Source organism: Cobetia sp. 5-25-4-2 (assembly GCF_013374075.1).
GTDB lineage: Bacteria > Pseudomonadota > Gammaproteobacteria > Pseudomonadales > Halomonadaceae > Cobetia > Cobetia marina.
The window spans coordinates 100,690-117,381 of sequence record NZ_BLWK01000008.1 but is presented as its reverse complement, the minus strand read 5'-3'; the positions used below and the strand labels follow the sequence as shown (position 1 = coordinate 117,381).

16 protein-coding genes are annotated in these 16,692 nt (G+C 63.6%); 15 read left to right on the top strand and 1 reads right to left on the bottom strand.

The features are described from left to right. Positions 1-85 precede the first annotated feature (85 nt). The 5 genes from queA (at position 86) to secF (ending at position 5,735) form a co-directional block, all read left to right on the top strand. Positions 86-1,177, top strand: a complete 1,092-nt coding sequence (gene queA / locus HXS65_RS15400) for a tRNA preQ1(34) S-adenosylmethionine ribosyltransferase-isomerase QueA (RefSeq protein ID WP_176494314.1) — start codon at positions 86-88, stop codon at positions 1,175-1,177. A gap of 112 nt (positions 1,178-1,289) precedes the next feature. Next, the gene (gene tgt, locus HXS65_RS15395) at positions 1,290-2,426 is read left to right on the top strand and encodes a tRNA guanosine(34) transglycosylase Tgt (RefSeq protein ID WP_084207905.1); all 1,137 of its coding nucleotides are present in this window, start codon (positions 1,290-1,292) and stop codon (positions 2,424-2,426) included. A gap of 131 nt (positions 2,427-2,557) precedes the next feature. Next, a complete protein-coding gene (yajC, locus tag HXS65_RS15390) occupies positions 2,558-2,893 on the top strand; it encodes a preprotein translocase subunit YajC (RefSeq protein WP_077380041.1) in 336 nt (111 codons plus the stop codon). Between the two features lie 73 nt (positions 2,894-2,966). Next, positions 2,967-4,817, top strand: coding sequence for a protein translocase subunit SecD (gene secD, locus HXS65_RS15385; protein WP_176494326.1), 1,851 nt, complete (start codon positions 2,967-2,969; stop codon positions 4,815-4,817). A 12-nt stretch (positions 4,818-4,829) separates the two neighbouring features. Further along, a complete protein-coding gene (gene secF / locus HXS65_RS15380; protein ID WP_077380045.1) occupies positions 4,830-5,735 on the top strand; it encodes a protein translocase subunit SecF in 906 nt (301 codons plus the stop codon). Positions 5,736-5,858: 123 nt separating this feature from the next. On the opposite strand, the gene HXS65_RS15375 is transcribed toward secF, so the two are convergent. Then, positions 5,859-6,653, bottom strand: coding sequence for an inositol monophosphatase family protein (locus tag HXS65_RS15375; protein ID WP_077380047.1), 795 nt, complete (start codon positions 6,651-6,653; stop codon positions 5,859-5,861). A gap of 362 nt (positions 6,654-7,015) precedes the next feature. Between HXS65_RS15375 and trmJ the strand changes: the two genes are divergently transcribed. The 10 genes from trmJ (at position 7,016) to ispG (ending at position 16,636) form a co-directional block, all read left to right on the top strand. Then, a complete protein-coding gene (trmJ, locus tag HXS65_RS15370; RefSeq protein WP_077380049.1) occupies positions 7,016-7,813 on the top strand; it encodes a tRNA (cytosine(32)/uridine(32)-2'-O)-methyltransferase TrmJ in 798 nt (265 codons plus the stop codon). A gap of 9 nt (positions 7,814-7,822) precedes the next feature. Further along, entirely contained in the window at positions 7,823-8,719 is an 897-nt protein-coding gene (gene cysE, locus HXS65_RS15365) for a serine O-acetyltransferase (RefSeq protein ID WP_077380051.1), read from the top strand. A 142-nt stretch (positions 8,720-8,861) separates the two neighbouring features. Next, positions 8,862-9,335: a Fe-S cluster assembly transcriptional regulator IscR gene (iscR, locus tag HXS65_RS15360; protein WP_077380053.1), complete on the top strand. Its 474-nt coding sequence runs from the start codon at positions 8,862-8,864 to the stop codon at positions 9,333-9,335. Between the two features lie 30 nt (positions 9,336-9,365). Beyond that, positions 9,366-10,514, top strand: coding sequence for an aminotransferase class V-fold PLP-dependent enzyme (locus HXS65_RS15355; RefSeq protein WP_136939675.1), 1,149 nt, complete (start codon positions 9,366-9,368; stop codon positions 10,512-10,514). A gap of 15 nt (positions 10,515-10,529) precedes the next feature. Next, a complete protein-coding gene (locus HXS65_RS15350; RefSeq protein WP_176494313.1) occupies positions 10,530-10,856 on the top strand; it encodes an iron-sulfur cluster assembly accessory protein in 327 nt (108 codons plus the stop codon). 260 nt (positions 10,857-11,116) lie between these two features. Beyond that, the gene (gene ndk / locus HXS65_RS15345) at positions 11,117-11,542 is read left to right on the top strand and encodes a nucleoside-diphosphate kinase (protein ID WP_043333812.1); all 426 of its coding nucleotides are present in this window, start codon (positions 11,117-11,119) and stop codon (positions 11,540-11,542) included. Between the two features lie 357 nt (positions 11,543-11,899). Beyond that, positions 11,900-13,057, top strand: coding sequence for a 23S rRNA (adenine(2503)-C(2))-methyltransferase RlmN (rlmN, locus tag HXS65_RS15340; protein ID WP_077380059.1), 1,158 nt, complete (start codon positions 11,900-11,902; stop codon positions 13,055-13,057). 332 nt (positions 13,058-13,389) lie between these two features. Then, entirely contained in the window at positions 13,390-14,136 is a 747-nt protein-coding gene (pilW, locus tag HXS65_RS15335) for a type IV pilus biogenesis/stability protein PilW (protein WP_127734460.1), read from the top strand. A gap of 362 nt (positions 14,137-14,498) precedes the next feature. Beyond that, positions 14,499-15,509 (top strand): RodZ domain-containing protein, encoded by a 1,011-nt coding sequence (locus HXS65_RS15330; RefSeq protein ID WP_176494312.1) that lies wholly within the window; start codon positions 14,499-14,501, stop codon positions 15,507-15,509. 11 nt (positions 15,510-15,520) lie between these two features. After that, the gene (gene ispG, locus HXS65_RS15325) at positions 15,521-16,636 is read left to right on the top strand and encodes a flavodoxin-dependent (E)-4-hydroxy-3-methylbut-2-enyl-diphosphate synthase (RefSeq protein ID WP_077380065.1); all 1,116 of its coding nucleotides are present in this window, start codon (positions 15,521-15,523) and stop codon (positions 16,634-16,636) included. The last annotated feature ends 56 nt before the right edge of the window (positions 16,637-16,692 follow it).

The following is a 16,692-nucleotide window of genomic DNA, read 5'->3' as shown; positions in this document are numbered from 1 at the left end:
TAACGGCATGAACGCCTGCGAGCAGGGTATCTCCATTGCAGCGGAGCGCCTTCTGCGCGCCGTGCCACCAGAGTTTCCGTTGGCCATGTCACGAATCGATTCCGGCGATGCCTCTGGCGTTGCCCCCTCCGCTTCCGAGCGCCCGCTCCAGCGCAGTGATTATGATTTCAGTCTGCCGGATGAGCTGATTGCCCGCTACCCTTCCGAGCAGCGCAGTGATTGCCGTCTGCTGCACCTGGACGGCAAGAGCGGCGAGATCGTGCATCGCCACTTTCCTGACCTGCTCGAGCAGCTGGAACCCGGCGATGTCGTGGTCTTCAATGACACCCGCGTGATCCCCGCGCGCCTGCACGGCCAGAAGGCCTCCGGCGGCAAGATCGAGATGCTGCTGGAGCGTCCGCTGGATGCACACCGTGGTCTGGCGCACATTCGCTCCAGCAAGTCGCCGAAGCCGGGCACCGAGCTGATCTTCGAAGGCGGCATCACCGCCGTGGTCGAAGATCGGCAGGACGCGCTGTTCGAGCTGCGCTTCCACGGCGAGACGCCGATGATCGAGCTGCTCAACCAGCATGGCCACATGCCGTTGCCGCCCTATATCACCCGCGATGACGAGCTGTCGGACCGCGAGCGCTACCAGACGGTCTATGCCAGGCGCGATGGCGCCGTGGCCGCACCGACGGCTGGCCTGCACTTCGATGAGCCGATCATGGCCGCCATGGCCGAGAAAGGCATCGAGACCGCCTTCGTCACCCTGCACGTCGGTGCCGGCACCTTCCAGCCGGTGCGTGTCGACAGCATTCTCGAGCACCACATGCACAGCGAGTGGATCGAGGTCGGTCAGGAAGCCTGTGACACGATTGCGCGTGCTCGTGCGGCCGGCCGTCGCGTGGTCGCTGTCGGCACCACCAGCGTGCGCTGCCTTGAAAGTGCTGCCAAGGCCCACGGTGGCGAGCTGGCACCTTACTCCGGTGACACCGACATCTTCATCTACCCCGGTTATGAATGGCAGGTGGTGGATCTGCTGATCACCAATTTCCATCTGCCGGAATCGACCCTGCTGATGCTGGTCTCGGCCTTCGCCGGGTACGAGCACACCATGGCCGCCTACCAGGCTGCCGTGCAGGAGCGCTACCAGTTCTTCAGCTATGGCGATGCCATGCTGCTGGAACGCGCCTGACCCGAGCGATACCTCATCACATGAGCCACGTCATGCGCAGTTAACACGACGTGGCTTACGCTAGCCCCACACCCGCTGCGGCCTGTTTCGCCGCCAAGCCTTAGAGAGAACCATGCGCAAAGAATGCTTCATGAGCTTTGAGAAGCTCGCCACCGATGGTCGCGCGCGACGCGGCCGCATGACCTTCCCGCGCGGCACGGTGGAAACCCCGGCCTTCATGCCGGTCGGCACCTACGGCACCGTGAAGGGCATGACACCGGAATCCATCAAGGAGATCGGCGCCGAGATCATCCTCGGCAACACCTTCCACCTGTGGCTGCGCCCGGGCACGGAAGTCATCGAAGCGCATGGTGACCTGCATGATTTCGCGCAATGGGACAAGCCGATCCTGACCGATTCCGGCGGCTTCCAGGTCTTCTCGCTGGGCAAGACGCGCAAGATTACCGAACAGGGCGTTCACTTCCGCTCACCGGTGGATGGCTCCAAGGTCTTCATGGGCCCGGAAGAGTCGATGGCCGTCCAGCGCTCGCTGGGGTCCGACATCGTGATGATCTTCGATGAGTGCACGCCGTATCCGGCCACGCATGATGAAGCCCGCAAGTCGATGGAGATGTCACTGCGCTGGGCCCAGCGCTCCCGCGATGCCCATGGCGATTCCCCTTCGGCACTGTTCGGCATCATCCAGGGCGGCATGTATCCGGACCTGCGCGAGAAATCCCTCGAGGGCCTGAAGAAGATCGACTTCGATGGCTACGCCATCGGTGGCCTGTCCGTGGGCGAACCCAAGGACGAGATGATCAAGGTGCTCGACTATCTTCCCGAGTGGATGCCGGAGGACAAGCCGCGCTACCTGATGGGTGTCGGCAAGCCGGAGGATCTCGTGGAAGGCGTGCGCCGTGGTGTCGACATGTTCGATTGCGTGATGCCGACCCGCAACGCGCGCAACGGCCACCTGTTCACGCCGACCGGTACGGTCAAGATCCGCAATGCCGTCCACAAGCACGATACGTCACCGCTGGACCCGGACTGCGATTGCTACACCTGCACCAACTTCTCACGCGGCTACCTGCATCACCTTGATCGCTGTGGAGAAATGCTCGGTTCCATGCTCAACACCATCCACAATCTGCGCTACTACCAGACCGTGATGGCTGGTTTGCGCGGTGCAATTGAAGCGGGTACATTGCAGGACTTCGTGGAACAGTTCTATGCCGCGCGCGGCCTGCCGGTGCCGCCGCTGGCCGACTGATCGAATCGAAGCGCGACCGGAGAGCAACCCGCTCCGGTCGCCTTGGTATCTGACTCGAGACAGGCGTGAAGCAGCGCTCGAATCACGCTCATTGCATAACAACAGTTCACTCGTAACCTCTGGAGATACACATGCTGGAATTCCTGATTCCTGCCGCACACGCGGAAGCCGAAGCGGCTGTCGCCGGCGGCGGCGCCATCGGCCAGATCGTCATGCTGGTCGGCTTCGTGGTCATTTTCTATTTCCTGCTCTGGCGTCCGCAGTCCAAGCGCGCCAAGGAACACAAGAACCTGATCAGCAACCTGGCCAAGGGTGACGAGATCGTCATCGGTGGTGGCCTGGTCGGCCGCATCACCAAGGTCAGCGAGCAGTTCATCACCATGGAGCTGAACGAAGGCAACGAAGTCAACGTGCAGAAGTCCGCCGTGGCTGCGGTCCTGCCGAAGGGCACCATCAAGTCCATCTGATCTCCCTCCTGCTGCCGGCCCCTGTGCCGGCAGCATGCTATTTCTCTCCCGCTCCACCAAGGACAGGGCTGCCATGCTCAACCGCTATCCGCTTTGGAAGTACCTGGTGATCTGCCTGGTACTTGCCGTCGGCGTGATCTACGCATTGCCGAATCTCTACCCCGAAGACCCGGCCGTGCAGATCAGTGCCGCCAGCGGCGCCGATGCCATCGACCAGCAAGATCTCGATCGCGCCACCAGCGCCCTCGAAAACGCCGGCATCACGCCCAAATCCGAGGAACTCAATGGTTCCACCGGCCTGATTCGCCTCACCAGCAACGACCAGCAGCTGCGTGCCAAGGAACTGATCAGCGACACCCTTGGCGATGACGCCATCGTCGCGCTGAATCTGGCTGATGCCACGCCGTCCTGGCTTTCCAGTCTCGGCGCCTCGCCGATGAAGCTGGGGCTTGATCTGCGCGGCGGGGTCCACTTCCAGCTGGAAGTCGACATGGACGCCGCGGTCAAGCAACGCCTGGAAGTCAACGCCAGCGCCATCAAGGAAACCCTGCGCGAGGAGCGTATCCGCTACCGCGGCAGTGAGGTCAACGATGGCACGCTGAGCCTGACCTTCTCCGACGACGAAGACCGCTCGAAGGCACGTTCACTGGTCTCGCGCGACTTCCAGAACTTCGAATACGATGAGCGCGATGTCGATCGTGGGGCCGTACTGGATCTCACTCTGACGACCGCCGCCATCAAGGAGATTCAGGATTACGCGGTCAATCAGAACCTGACCACGATCCGCAATCGCGTCAACGAGCTGGGCGTCTCCGAGCCGCTGGTGCAGCGTCAGGGCCCGAACCGCATCGTGGTCGAGCTGCCGGGCGTGCAGGACACGGCCGCCGCCAAGCGCGTACTGGGTGCCACCGCCAACCTCGAGTTCCGTCTCGAAGCGGCCAGCGACACGCCCTCCAGCGAGATGGAAACCTTCGCCTTCCGCAACCAGCCGGGGCGCACCGCCAGCATCATGAAAGACGTGATCATCAGCGGTGACAGTGTCTCCAGCGCCAGCACCAGCTTCGATGAAAGTGGCCGTCCGCAGGTCAACATCAACCTGGATGGCACCGGTGGCTCGATCATGAACCGCGTCACGCGTGCTGCCATCGGCCGCAACATGGCGGTGCTGTTCATCGAGCACAAGACCCGCACGCGCACCGTGATGGAGGATGGCGAGGAAGTCGAGAAGCGCATCCCCTACACCGAGAAGGGCCTGATCAGTCTGGCGACCATCCAGAGCGCGCTGGGCAACAGCTTCCGCATCACCGGTCTGGATTCCCCGACCGAGGCGAAGGAGCTGTCGCTGCTGCTGCGTTCCGGCTCGCTGGCCGCGCCGATCTACTTCGTGCAGGAACGCACCATCGGCCCGAGCCTGGGTGCCGAGAACATCTCGCGCGGCATCCTGTCCGTCGAGCTGGGCCTGCTGCTGGTCGTGCTGTTCATGCTGGCCCGCTACAAGGCCTTCGGTGTCGTCGCCAACGTGGCCCTGACCGCCAACCTGGCGATCCTGATCGCCGCGATGTCGATGCTGGGCGCTACCCTGACCCTGCCGGGCATTGCCGGTATCGTGCTGACGCTGGGCATGGCGGTGGATGCTAACGTGCTGATCTTCGAGCGTATCCGCGAGGAAATGCGCTCCAAGATGCCGCTGCACCAGGCCGTGCATACCGGCTTCGAACGCGCCTTCACCTCCATCGTCGATGCGAACATCACCACCCTGCTGGTCGCGGTGATCCTGTTCTCCATCGGCAGTGGCCCGGTCAAGGGCTTCGCGGTCACGCTGTCCATCGGCATCCTGACGTCAATGTTCACGGCGATCATGGTCTCGCGCGGCATCATCAATCTTGCCATTGGCGGCAAGACACTCAAGAAACTCTGGATCTGAGGGGCCATCGTGATGCGACAGTTTGACTTCATGAGCAAGCGGCGCGCGGCCTTCATCGTCTCCATCGTGCTGACGATCGTGGCCATTGGCGCCCTTGTGATTCACGGCCTGAACCTGGGCCTCGACTTTACCGGTGGCACCCTGGTGGAAGTGCAATACCAGGCGGCGCCGGCGCTGGACAGCGTACGCCAGACACTGGAAGCCGCCGGCTACAAGGACGTCTCGGTTCAGACCTTCGGTGCCAGCAACGAGATTCTGGTGCGTCTGCAGCAGAGCTTCGAGGCCGGCATCGGCAATGACATCGTGGCGCACCTGCAGGCCACCGGCGATAGCGTGAACCTGATCCGCGCCGAGTTCGTCGGTGCTCAGGTCGGTGATCAGCTGCGTGACCAGTCCGGTCTCGGCATGCTGCTCGCCCTGGCCGTGGTGATGGTCTACGTGGCCTTCCGCTTCCAGTACAAGTTCGCCCTCGGCGCCCTCATCTCGCTGGGTCACGACGTCATCATCCTGCTGGGCATCTTTGCCCTGTTCGGACTCGACTTCGACCTGACGGTACTGGCCGCGGTGCTGGCCGTGATCGGCTACTCATTGAACGACACCATCATCGTCTACGACCGCATTCGCGAGAACATTCGCAAATCACGTACCGATGACATGCCGTCGATCTTCAATGACGCGATCAACGCGACGCTGTCACGCACGCTGTCCACCTCCGGCACCACCTTGCTGGTGCTGCTGGCGCTGTTCTTCCTGGGCGGCGACATGATCCACAACTTCGCCATCGCGCTGATCATCGGCGTGGTCGCGGGGACCTTCTCGTCCATCTACGTGGCAGCGGCGCTGTTACTGGTGGTCGGCCTGAAGCGCGTGGATCTGATTCCCCCGCCCAAGGAGCAGTTCGAGGACGGCGCGCCGTAAGCGCCTCGCTCGACCGCCCGGCACGGATCGCCAGGCACAAAAAAACCCCACCTCGCATGAGGTGGGGTTTTTTTTCGTTCTCCGCGTCGCCCTGCGGCTGGCAGGACTGCGAATCACGGCATCTTACAGGTGCGGCTGCATGGTCTGCGCCAGCGCCTTGTACAGGCGGGCACCCGCGGCCATCAGCGTGCCTTCCGCCACGACAACCGGCGTACCATCGGCGCTGCCGGCCAGTGCGCCACATTCCTTCAGGAACAGGCTGACGATCTCGCTGTCACCGGCTTCCAGGCCCAGCACGTAGACGGCATCGACACGGCCGGCGGCCAGTTCGAGCACATCCAGCAGTGCACAGCCATTGGCACGCAGGGTATCGAGCTGCGGGCCGACCTGCTGGACGATGGACAGGTAGGTGGCCAGATGACGCGGACGCTGCCAGCTTTCCGGCAGACCCATCGCCAGACGCGCACCTTCGATGGAGGTGGCATTGGTCACGCGGATACGGTGACCGGAATGCTGGGCGCCACGACCACGGCTGACGATGTACTCTTCGTCGGTGAACGGCGCGATGACCACGGCGTGCTCGGCACGCCCCTTGAACAGGCAGACCACGGACAGCGCGAAGCCGGAAGAGGCGGATGCGAGGTTGGAATACCCGTGCACCGGCTCGATGCGCCAGTGGTAGTCAGCGCCTTGGCCTTCGCCATCACGATGGTCGGTGTAACGGCCGGAGAGGCCGTGCTGCGGATAGCCGCGTTCCAGCTGACGCACGATGTGCGCTTCGGCGCGGCGTGCGGTGTCAGCGATGAAGGTATCGAGATCGTTGTCGTTGCGCGCGACTTCGATACGTTCACGAACACGGACGAACTGCTCTGCGGCGCCGCGTGCAGCACGCAGCGCAAATTGGACCATCGGATGCATGATCAAGGCCTTGACGAGTCGGAAGCTGTTAAAGAACGGTGTGTAACGCAGTAAGGCGGCTGGCCCGGGAATCTGCCAGCGGGTGCAACGGCCACGCTCATGGCACCTGCCGGACACGGGGGTCGGCAATGCAGGAGAGCGAATACGCTACAACAGGACGGCGAAGTCTAGCAGATGCGACGCCCGGCTGCCATCGCCATCCCCGACCTTCGGCGAAGAGAGCCGGCCTGATCGGTCAGCGCCTGACTGCTCCCCGCGCCGGCTTCATGCTAGGATATCGGGTCCTGACGCACGTCCCGCCCTGCCCGGTGTCCGGGCCGCGTCGATTGCCCCGCCCTTCAATCGCTATCCTGGAAGTCCTCATGCTTGAACGTCTGCGCATTGTCCTGATCGGTACCAGCCATCCCGGCAACATCGGTGGTGCAGCCCGCGCCATGCTCAACATGGGCCTGGCCGACCTCGCTCTGGTCGCGCCGCGCTGTCAGGTGCAATGTCAGGAGTCCGCCTCACGCGCCTCCGGTGCCGATACTCTGGTCGCCAATGCCCACGTGCATGAGACGCTGGAAGAGGCCGTGGCGGACTGCAGTCTGGTGGTCGGGTGCAGCGCACGCTCCCGCAATCTGCCATGGCCGATGATCACGCCGCGCGCCTTCGGCGCCACCCTGGCCGATGAGACCCGCCTGCCGGAGGCCCGCGTGGCCATCGTGTTCGGGCGCGAGGACTCCGGGCTCTCCAATGAAGAGCTGCAACGCTGCCATCGTCACGTCCACATCCCGACCAATCCGGACTTCAGCTCGCTGAATCTGGCCGCGGCCGTGCAGGTGCTGGCCTACGAGTGCCGCCAGGCATGGCTGGCTGATCAGGAAGCCGCCGGCGAGACCCCGCGGGCCGAGGATGACCAGCCATTCGGCATCGACTGGGACAGTCCGTTGGCCAGCCACGCAGACCTCGAGCGCCTGTTCGAGCATCTGGAAAAGACGCTGATCAGCATCGATTTCCTGGACCCGGAACAACCGCGCCAGCTGATGGCACGCCTGCGCAGACTGTACCTGCGCGCCCGCCCCGACAGCATGGAAATCAACATCCTGCGCGGGATTCTCTCGTCAGTCGACAAGCAGGTCCGCCTGGCACAGACCGACGCGGCAAACCGCACTCTTTGAGGACACGCCATGTTCACTCGACTGCGTGAAGACATCAACAGCGTCTTTGCTCGCGACCCGGCGGCACGCAATTTCTTTGAAGTCCTGACCAACTATCCGGGTCTGCACGCCCTGCTGGCGCATCGCATCAATCATTGGTTGTGGCGTCACAACGCCAAGTGGCTGGCGCGCACCGGTTCGACCCTGATGCGCTGGCTGACGGGCATCGAGATCCATCCCGGTGCCACCATCGGACGCCGCTTCTTCATCGACCACGGCATGGGCGTCGTGATCGGCGAGACGGCGCTGATCGGTGATGACGTGACGCTCTATCACGGCGTCACCCTCGGCGGCACCACCTGGAATGCCGGCAAGCGTCACCCGACCCTCGGCGATGGCGTCATCGTCGGGGCCGGCGCCAAGATTCTCGGCCCGTTCACGGTCGGCGCCGGGGCCAAGGTCGGCTCCAACGCCGTGGTCACACGCGAAGTCCCGGCCGGTGCCACCGTGGTCGGGATTCCCGGCAAGATCGTCAAGCGCGCCGAACCGGACGTGGCGGAGGAGCCGCCCGTCGATCCGGAAAGCCGCGAAGCCATGAAGGAGAAGTTCGGCTTCGATGCCTACGGCATGGGCCAGGACATGCCCGACCCGGTCGCGCGCTCCATGCACGCGATGCTCGATCACATGCATGCGGTGGACAAGCGGATCGAACAGATGTGCGGCACGCTGCGCAAGCTGGATGCCAGCTATCGCGCCGGCCACCTTCCCGAGCTGGATGATGCCGATTTCGCGCAGCTGATCGATGAGCTGGGCCCCTGTGGTGGTGAGCCCGCGGACAAGCGTCCGCAGGCCCGGCCGGTCACCCGCGAAGCCGACGCCACACCCAGCGCCTCCGGTCATGGCGAGTCCGAGCGCCAGCACGGATAAAGTTGACCAAATCAGTCGGGATTGACCCCCTCGCCGCGTCTCACCATAATGGACAGTCTGATGCGCCGTCTGCCTGCAGACGGCGCCGACACTGCGGCCCTGTCGCCGATGCCATTCGCTCCACCAGCTCACGAGTTCCGCCATGCGCCTGACCACCAAGGGACGCTACGCCGTCACCGCGATGCTCGATCTGGCGCTTCATGCCAGTTGTGGTCCGACCTGCCTTGCCGACATCTCCGTGCGCCAAGGCATTTCCCTGTCCTATCTCGAGCAGCTGTTCGCTCGCCTGCGCCGTGCCGGGCTGGTCAAGAGCGTACGCGGCCCGGGTGGCGGCTACTTGCTGGACGTCGAGCTGGAAAGCACCTCCGTGGCGCGCATCATCGATGCCGTGAATGAATCGGTGGATGCCACCCGCTGCCAGGGACTCTCGGACTGTCAGGCAGGCGACACCTGCCTCACGCACCATCTGTGGTGTGACCTGTCCGATGAGATCCATGGCTTTCTCGATGGCATCAGCCTGGCGGACCTTGTCGCACGTGAGGAGGTTCGCCAGATTGCCAGTCGTCAGCGCAAGGCCTGCGAGCCGACACCGATCACCGTCATGCCCGGCAGCTGAACCCGTTCGTCATGTCTTCAGGAAGTCACCATGTCCCAGCCGATCTACCTTGACTATGCTGCCACCACGCCCGTCGACCCACGCGTCGCCGAGCTGATGATGCGTCACCTGACGCAGGACGGCACCTTCGCCAACCCGGCCTCGCGCAGTCACATGCCGGGCTGGCTGGCCGAGCAGGCGGTCGAGGGCGCGCGTCGTCAGGTAGCCGACGCCATCGGCGCCGACCCGCGCGAGATTGTCTGGACCAGCGGTGCCACCGAAGCCGACAACCTGGCGCTGACCGGCTACATGCGCGCCAATGCCGAGCGTGGGCGTCACCTGATCACCTCGACCATCGAGCACAAGGCGATTCTGGATACCGCCAGTGCGCTGGAAGCCGAGGGCTTCGAGGTCACGCGTATCGCACCGCAGCCGGATGGCCGCATCAGCCCCCAGAGCCTGCGTGACGCTCTGCGCGCCGACACGATCCTGGTATCGCTGATGGCAGTGAACAATGAGCTGGGCAGCCTGAATGATCTCGATGCCCTCGGCGATATCGCCCGCTCGCATGGCGCGGCCTTCCATGTCGATGCCGCCCAGGCTCCCGGCAAGGTGCAGCTCGATGTCGGCCGACAGCCCATCGACATGCTGTCGCTGTCCGCGCACAAGGCCTACGGCCCCAAGGGGGTTGGCGCGCTGTACGTGCGACGTCAGCCGCAGATCAAGGTAGAGGCCCTGATCCACGGCGGCGGGCATGAGCGCGGCATGCGCTCCGGCACCCTGCCCACCCATCAGATCGTCGGCATGGGCGAGGCCTACCGCCTGTGCGCCGAACAGTTCGATGCCGACCACCAGCACCTGATCGCGCTGCGCCAGCAATTCGTCGCCGGACTATCCGGCCTTGAAGGCGTGCATTTCAATACCGATATAGACGTCAGCGCCCCCGGCATCCTCAACCTCGCCTTCGAAGGCGTGGACGGTGAGGCGATGCTGATGGCACTGCGCGGCATCGCGATTTCCACCGGTTCGGCCTGCAATTCCGCCAGTGTCGAACCGTCCTTCGTACTCACCGGCATCGGGGTGCCCCGTCCACTGGCGCTGGCGTCACTGCGCTTCAGCTTCGGACGCTTCACCACCGCCGCCGACATTGAATCCGCGCTCGGCGAGCTCAGGCATGCCCTGACCTCGCTGCGCGCCTGACCCGGGAGACTGCTCATGGCACACCTGTCGATTTCCCCCTCCGCCGCCGACCAGATCCGTGTCGTGCTGGCCGAGCGCGGCCACGGCCTTGGCCTGCGCGTCTCGGTCAAGCCCAGCGGCTGCTCCGGCTACAGCTACGTGCTCGACTTCGCCGATGAGGCCAACGAGGAAGATGTGGTCTTCGTCGATCACGGCGCGACTGTCTATGTCGACAGCGAAGCGCTGGCCGTGCTCGACGGCTCCGAAGTGGACTACATCAAGGACGGTCTGAACCGCTACTTCCGCTTCAACAACCCCAACGTCAAGGACGAGTGTGGTTGTGGCGAGAGCTTCAGCGTGTAGACCTGGCTCAGCGTGTAGATCCAGCTTCAGCGTGTAGATCCAGCGTCAGCGTGTAGAGCTGGCTCAGCGCGTAGAGCGTCATTGCAGACAAGACGCCTGCCATCCGCGTGTCATCCAGTATCCGCATGATGGATGCAGTGGATGACGCGAGCAGCTATAATGCCGCCCACTTTTGTCGAGCCCTGCGTCGACAGAGCCCTTTTTCCGCCGCAAGGCCCCAGGCCGTGCGGCTCTTCAAAGCTTGTCTCAGGAGATTCACCATGACCCAGCGTACTCTGTCCATCATCAAGCCGGACGCCGTCGCCAAGAACGTGATCGGCGAGATCTACTCTCGCTTCGAGAAGGCCGGTCTGCAGATCGTCGCTTCCAAGATGGTTCACCTGTCCAAGGAACAGGCCGAAGGCTTCTACGCTGAGCACAGCGAACGTGGCTTCTTCGGTGAGCTGGTCGGCTTCATGACCTCCGGCCCGGTCATGATCCAGGTGCTGGAAGGCGAAGACGCCATCACCAAGAACCGCGACCTGATGGGCGCTACCAACCCGAAGGAAGCAGAAGCTGGCACCATCCGTGCAGACTTCGCCACTTCCATCGACGCCAACGCCGTTCACGGTTCTGACGCGCCGGAATCCGCTGCTCGCGAAATCGCCTACTTCTTCGGCGACAACGAAATCTGCCCGCGCGGTTGATTTCGCCTTGTGCGCCTGATGATGTCTGTCCCTTGCGGGCGTGATATCACCAGCCGTGCATGACTCGACGGCCCTGCCTGCGTGGCGGGGCCGTCGTGGTATCGGACGTGCTGAAGCGTCGTGCGCCAGCCTGCATTCCCTGAAGCAGATTCGACGCTTGAGCAGGTCCGATACGCTTTTCTTGAAGCCCTGCAGCTACCTCCGCCAGTGCCGTGCGGCCATTCCCTGCCCATTGCCTGACTGCGAGTGTCCATTGAGGTCCGCGATTCATCGCCACCTCCGCTGACAGCGCCACCCTGCAGACGTCTATCCTTGTGGCTGACGCCTGCCCATCCCTGACACGACCGGCCCGAGACCATGACTGATACCACTGCAACCGCTACCGATGCCGCGGCACCTGCCGACGTGAAGCTCACCAACCTGCTTGGCCTGCCGCGCCCGGCGATGGAAGCCTTCTTCGAGAGCATCGGCGAGAAGAAATTCCGCGCCACCCAGGTGATGAAATGGATTCACCAGGAAGGCGTCGACAGCTTCGACGAGATGACCAATCTCGCCAAGCCCCTGCGCGAACGCCTCAAGCAGGTCGCCGAGATTCGCGCGCCGGGCATCGTCTATGAAGGCGAGTCCAAGGACGGTACCCGCAAGTGGGTGCTGGAAGTCAGCGACGGCAGCTATGTCGAGACCGTGCTGATTCCGTCCGAGAACGGCAATCGTCGCACCCTGTGCGTGTCTTCCCAGGTCGGCTGCTCGCTGGACTGCAGCTTCTGCTCCACCGGCAAGCAGGGCTTCGAGCGTGACCTGACCGCCGCCGAGATCATCGGCCAGGTGTGGGTCGCCACCCGTGGCGCCGAAGACCGCAAGGACACCCGCAAGCGTCCGGTCACCAACGTGGTGATGATGGGCATGGGCGAGCCGCTGATGAACTACGACAACGTCGTGCCGGCAATGAAGCTGATGCTGGACGACAACGCCTACGGCCTGTCCAAGCGTCGCGTCACCCTCTCCACCTCCGGTGTGGTGCCCAAGCTGGACCAGCTCGGCGACGAGATGGACGTCAGCCTGGCGATCTCGCTGCACGCGGCCAACGATGAACTGCGCAACGTGCTGGTGCCGATCAACCGCAAGTGGAACATCCGCGCGCTGCTCGACTCCTGCCATCGCTACCTGGCCAAGTGTGACGACGCGCGTATCGTCACCATCGAGTACACCCTGATCAAGGACGTCAACGACCAGATCCAGCACGCCGAGGAACTGGCCGCGCTGCTCGACGAGCTGCCGTGCAAGATCAACCTGATCCCGTTCAACCCGTTCCCGCATTCCGGTTACGAGAAGCCGTCACGCAATCAGGTGATGCGCTTCCAGCAGCGTCTCTATGAGCTGGGCTACACCGCCCCGGTGCGCGCGACACGTGGCGATGACATCGACGCCGCCTGTGGCCAGCTGGTCGGTCAGGTCAAGGACCGCACCCGTCGCGCCGAGCGTTACATCAACGCCATCCAGCTCGACGCCGACTGAGCCAGAGCATTTGTCGGGGCCAGATACCTGAGGCCACCACGGTGACTCCCAGCGCCAGCCATGAGCTTTTCATGGCTGGCGTTTTCGCGCGGGGAAGCCGCAAATGGCCCATGGGGATGCCTGCCGCGCGACTGTGACGACCCCCACCGCCCTGCCTGACAAACCCGCCTTGACTTGTCTGGAGTGCAGCGCTTTGATGGAGGCGCTTCTGTTGCCTGCAGCGATCCTCGCCCGCAGGCAGATCACGAGCCTTATCTCGCGAGGATTGCATGTCGAGTCGTCTGCCACTTCATCGCTTTTCCCGCCGCGGCGCCACAGCGCGAGTTCGCGGCATGCTGCTGTGCCTGAGTCTTGCCGGCCTGACCCTGTCGGGCTGCGCGACGCGCGTGGAAACCAATGACCCTTACGCGGCCCCCGATGACAACAAGGCATCGACGGCCTATGTGGAACTTGGCGAGGCCTATCTGAGTCGTAATCAGTTGCAACGCGCGGACAATGCCTTCCAGAAGGCACTCAAGCTGCAGCAGGGGAATGCCGAAGCCAAGGCCGGGCTGGCGATGATCTATCAGCGTCAGGGCGAGAACGTGCTGGCAGATGACTACTTCAAGCAGTCCATCGCCAGTGACCCCTCGTTCACGCGGGCACGCAACAACTATGCGGCATTCCTGTACTCGCGCGGGGAATACGTCGCCGCCTGCGAGCAGCTGGAAAAAGCCACGCAGGATCTGACCTATGACAACCGCGGCCAGCTCTACACCAACCTGGGGCGCTGTCAGCTGCAGCTGGGCAAGACGAGCGAGGCACGGGCGAACTTCGATCGTGCCGTCAAGATCAACCCGCGGGAAGCCGAGGCGTGGCTCGCCAAGGCGCGCATGGAACATGAAGCCGGTGACGATGACGCTGCCCAGCAGGCGCTGAGCCGATATTTCCGACTGAACGGCACCGACAGTGACAGTCTGGAACTGGCCGTGGATGTCGCCGTGGCACGCGGTGATGCACGTCTGGCGGACCTCTACGGCCGACAGCTGGAGCAGATCAGAACACGCGAGGCCGGACGCGCGGTCATCCGCACACCATGAAACCGGAGCTCGGGCGTGGCGTGACGCGGGAAACGCCCTGCGCGCCCGGCTCACCGGGCGCCACTCGGCGACAGGTCGCTTCGTTGAGGCACCGGAAGACCGAAATGCCGGTGAAAATTCTGGCCCGGCCTTGGTATAGTGCCGACGTCAACATGGCATGACGGCTTGCCATCGCCGGCGAGATCACGTCACCGTCGTGGCATGTCAGCTCGACAGCCGGAGCGGATGGTCACTCCTGTTGGCAGTCACCCGTTTTCACGACCATCGTTCACAGCAGTTGTTTACAGTAACTGTTCACAGCAATACCGGAAGAGTGCCCGGACAGGTATCCGGTCGTCCGTTCTTCCCTACAAGGATGCGCCATGAGCGAACATCAGCCCTCCCCTGACATGTCCGTCAGCGACACACTGCCTGGCAAGCTTCTCAAGGCTGAGCGGGAGCATCAGGGGCTGTCACGTGATGAAGTGGCAACACAGCTCAACCTGCGCCCCAGTCTGGTCGATGACCTGGAACGCGACCACTACGACCAGATCCCCATCGCGGCCTACCGCCGCGGTTACCTGCGCGCCTATGCCCGCTTGCTGGGCATGGATGAGAAAGCGGTCGTCGGCCAGTACAATGCCCAGTTCGGCACCACCGAGGTGGAGCGCCATCCTCCTGCGATGAGCCCCTCGGTGCGCCCGCCCGGCAAGCTGGGCAAGTACCTGTTTCGACTCGTCAGCCTGCTGGTCATCGCCGGACTGATCGGCCTCAGCTACGTCTGGTGGCAGAGTGGAGACTATGGACGCACCTCACCGTCAGAGACGTCCGACGCCGCTCCCCTCAGCGAAGGCGCGACCGACGATGGTTCACCGGTCGTCAACGCCGATGGCTCGATCGAGCTGACCCTCTCCCAGACGGCAGCAGCGCCTGCCGCTGACGATGCCGGGGAGGCCAGCACCGGCGAATCCGTCGCGACGACACCCGGCGCGACTCCGGCCACGACTGGCGGCGACGTCAGCGAAACCGGCACCACGCCGGCGGATGCCAGCCTCGCGGCGGACACCGCAAGCGACACCGCGGCTGCCGGCGCAGAGGACACGACAGAACCGCAAGCGGTACAGGAAGCTACCGCCCCTGCCCCTGCCGCTGACCCGCGCAAGCTGACACTGACCTTCAATACGGATTCCTGGACCGATATCCGTGATGCTGATGGCAAGAAACTGCTTTACGGCACCAACCCGCCAGGCAGCAGCAAGACGCTGGAAGGCAAGCCGCCGTTCAAGCTCACCATCGGCAAATCCGCGGGCGTCGTCCTTGAATACATGAACGAGCCGGTTGATCTGAAAAGCGCCACACGCGGCACCGTCGCCAAACTCACACTCGGTGAATGATCCGGAATCCCATGCATAGTCACTCCCCCATCAAGCGCCGCGTCTCGCGCAAGATTCATGTCGGCAACGTCGCCGTCGGCGGCGATGCACCGATTTCCGTGCAGAGCATGACCAATACCGACACCAACGATGTCGCCGCCACCGTCGCGCAGATCAAGCGCCTCGAGGATGCCGGTGCCGATATCGTGCGTGTCAGCGTGCCGGACATGGATGCCGCTGAAGCCTTCGGTCGCATCAAGCAGCAGAGCAACATCCCGCTGGTGGCCGATATCCACTTCGACTACAAGATCGCCCTGCGCGTCGCCGAGCTCGGCGTGGATTGCCTGCGCATCAACCCGGGCAACATCGGCCGTGAAGACCGTGTGCGTGCCGTGGTCAGTGCCGCGCGTGACAACGGTATCCCGATCCGAATCGGCGTCAACGCGGGCTCCCTGGAAAAGGACCTCCAGAAGAAATACGGCGAACCGACGCCGGCCGCGCTGGTCGAATCCGCCATGCGCCACATCGATCACCTCGATCGCCTCGACTTCCAGGAGTACAAGGTCAGCGTCAAGGCCAGCGACATCTTCATGGCCGTCGCCGCCTATCGTGATCTGGCCACGCGCATCGAACAGCCGCTGCACCTGGGGATCACCGAAGCCGGTGGTCTGCGTTCCGGTACCGTGAAATCCTCCATCGGCCTCGGTATGCTGCTGATGGACGGCATCGGCGACACCATTCGTGTCTCGCTGGCCGCGGACCCGGTCGAGGAGATCAAGGTCGGCTTCGACATGCTCAAGAGTCTCAAGCTGCGTGCCAAGGGCATCAACTTCATTGCCTGCCCCAGCTGCTCACGTCAGAACTTCGACGTCATCAAGACCATGAACGAGTTGGAGAATCGCCTCGAGGACGTGCTGACGCCGCTGAACGTCTCGGTGATCGGCTGTGTCGTCAACGGCCCCGGTGAAGCCAAGGAGACCGATGTCGGTCTGACCGGCGGCAGCCCGGCGAATCTGGTCTATCTGGACGGCAAGCCGGCCAGCAAGCTGACCAACGACACGCTCGTCGATGACCTGGAACGTCTGATTCGAGACAAGGTCGCCGAAAAAGAGGCCCGTGAGGCCGATACCATCATCCGCCAGGGCTGAGCACGTCTCAGTCGGCTTGCGCATCATCACGATGCGCCTTCGTCTCCCCGCCTGAC

Bases quoted from the DNA above. Each gene is read 5' to 3' on its own strand.
- queA (WP_176494314.1), top strand. From the start codon at position 86: ATGTCACGAATCGATTCCGGCGATGCCTCTGGCGTTGCCCCCTCCGCT.
- tgt (WP_084207905.1), top strand. From the start codon at position 1,290: ATGCGCAAAGAATGCTTCATGAGCTTTGAGAAGCTCGCCACCGATGGT.
- yajC (WP_077380041.1), top strand. From the start codon at position 2,558: ATGCTGGAATTCCTGATTCCTGCCGCACACGCGGAAGCCGAAGCGGCT.
- secD (WP_176494326.1), top strand. From the start codon at position 2,967: ATGCTCAACCGCTATCCGCTTTGGAAGTACCTGGTGATCTGCCTGGTA.
- secF (WP_077380045.1), top strand. From the start codon at position 4,830: ATGCGACAGTTTGACTTCATGAGCAAGCGGCGCGCGGCCTTCATCGTC.
- HXS65_RS15375 (WP_077380047.1), bottom strand. From the start codon at position 6,653: ATGCATCCGATGGTCCAATTTGCGCTGCGTGCTGCACGCGGCGCCGCA.
- trmJ (WP_077380049.1), top strand. From the start codon at position 7,016: ATGCTTGAACGTCTGCGCATTGTCCTGATCGGTACCAGCCATCCCGGC.
- cysE (WP_077380051.1), top strand. From the start codon at position 7,823: ATGTTCACTCGACTGCGTGAAGACATCAACAGCGTCTTTGCTCGCGAC.
- iscR (WP_077380053.1), top strand. From the start codon at position 8,862: ATGCGCCTGACCACCAAGGGACGCTACGCCGTCACCGCGATGCTCGAT.
- HXS65_RS15355 (WP_136939675.1), top strand. From the start codon at position 9,366: ATGTCCCAGCCGATCTACCTTGACTATGCTGCCACCACGCCCGTCGAC.
- HXS65_RS15350 (WP_176494313.1), top strand. From the start codon at position 10,530: ATGGCACACCTGTCGATTTCCCCCTCCGCCGCCGACCAGATCCGTGTC.
- ndk (WP_043333812.1), top strand. From the start codon at position 11,117: ATGACCCAGCGTACTCTGTCCATCATCAAGCCGGACGCCGTCGCCAAG.
- rlmN (WP_077380059.1), top strand. From the start codon at position 11,900: ATGACTGATACCACTGCAACCGCTACCGATGCCGCGGCACCTGCCGAC.
- pilW (WP_127734460.1), top strand. From the start codon at position 13,390: ATGCTGCTGTGCCTGAGTCTTGCCGGCCTGACCCTGTCGGGCTGCGCG.
- HXS65_RS15330 (WP_176494312.1), top strand. From the start codon at position 14,499: ATGAGCGAACATCAGCCCTCCCCTGACATGTCCGTCAGCGACACACTG.
- ispG (WP_077380065.1), top strand. From the start codon at position 15,521: ATGCATAGTCACTCCCCCATCAAGCGCCGCGTCTCGCGCAAGATTCAT.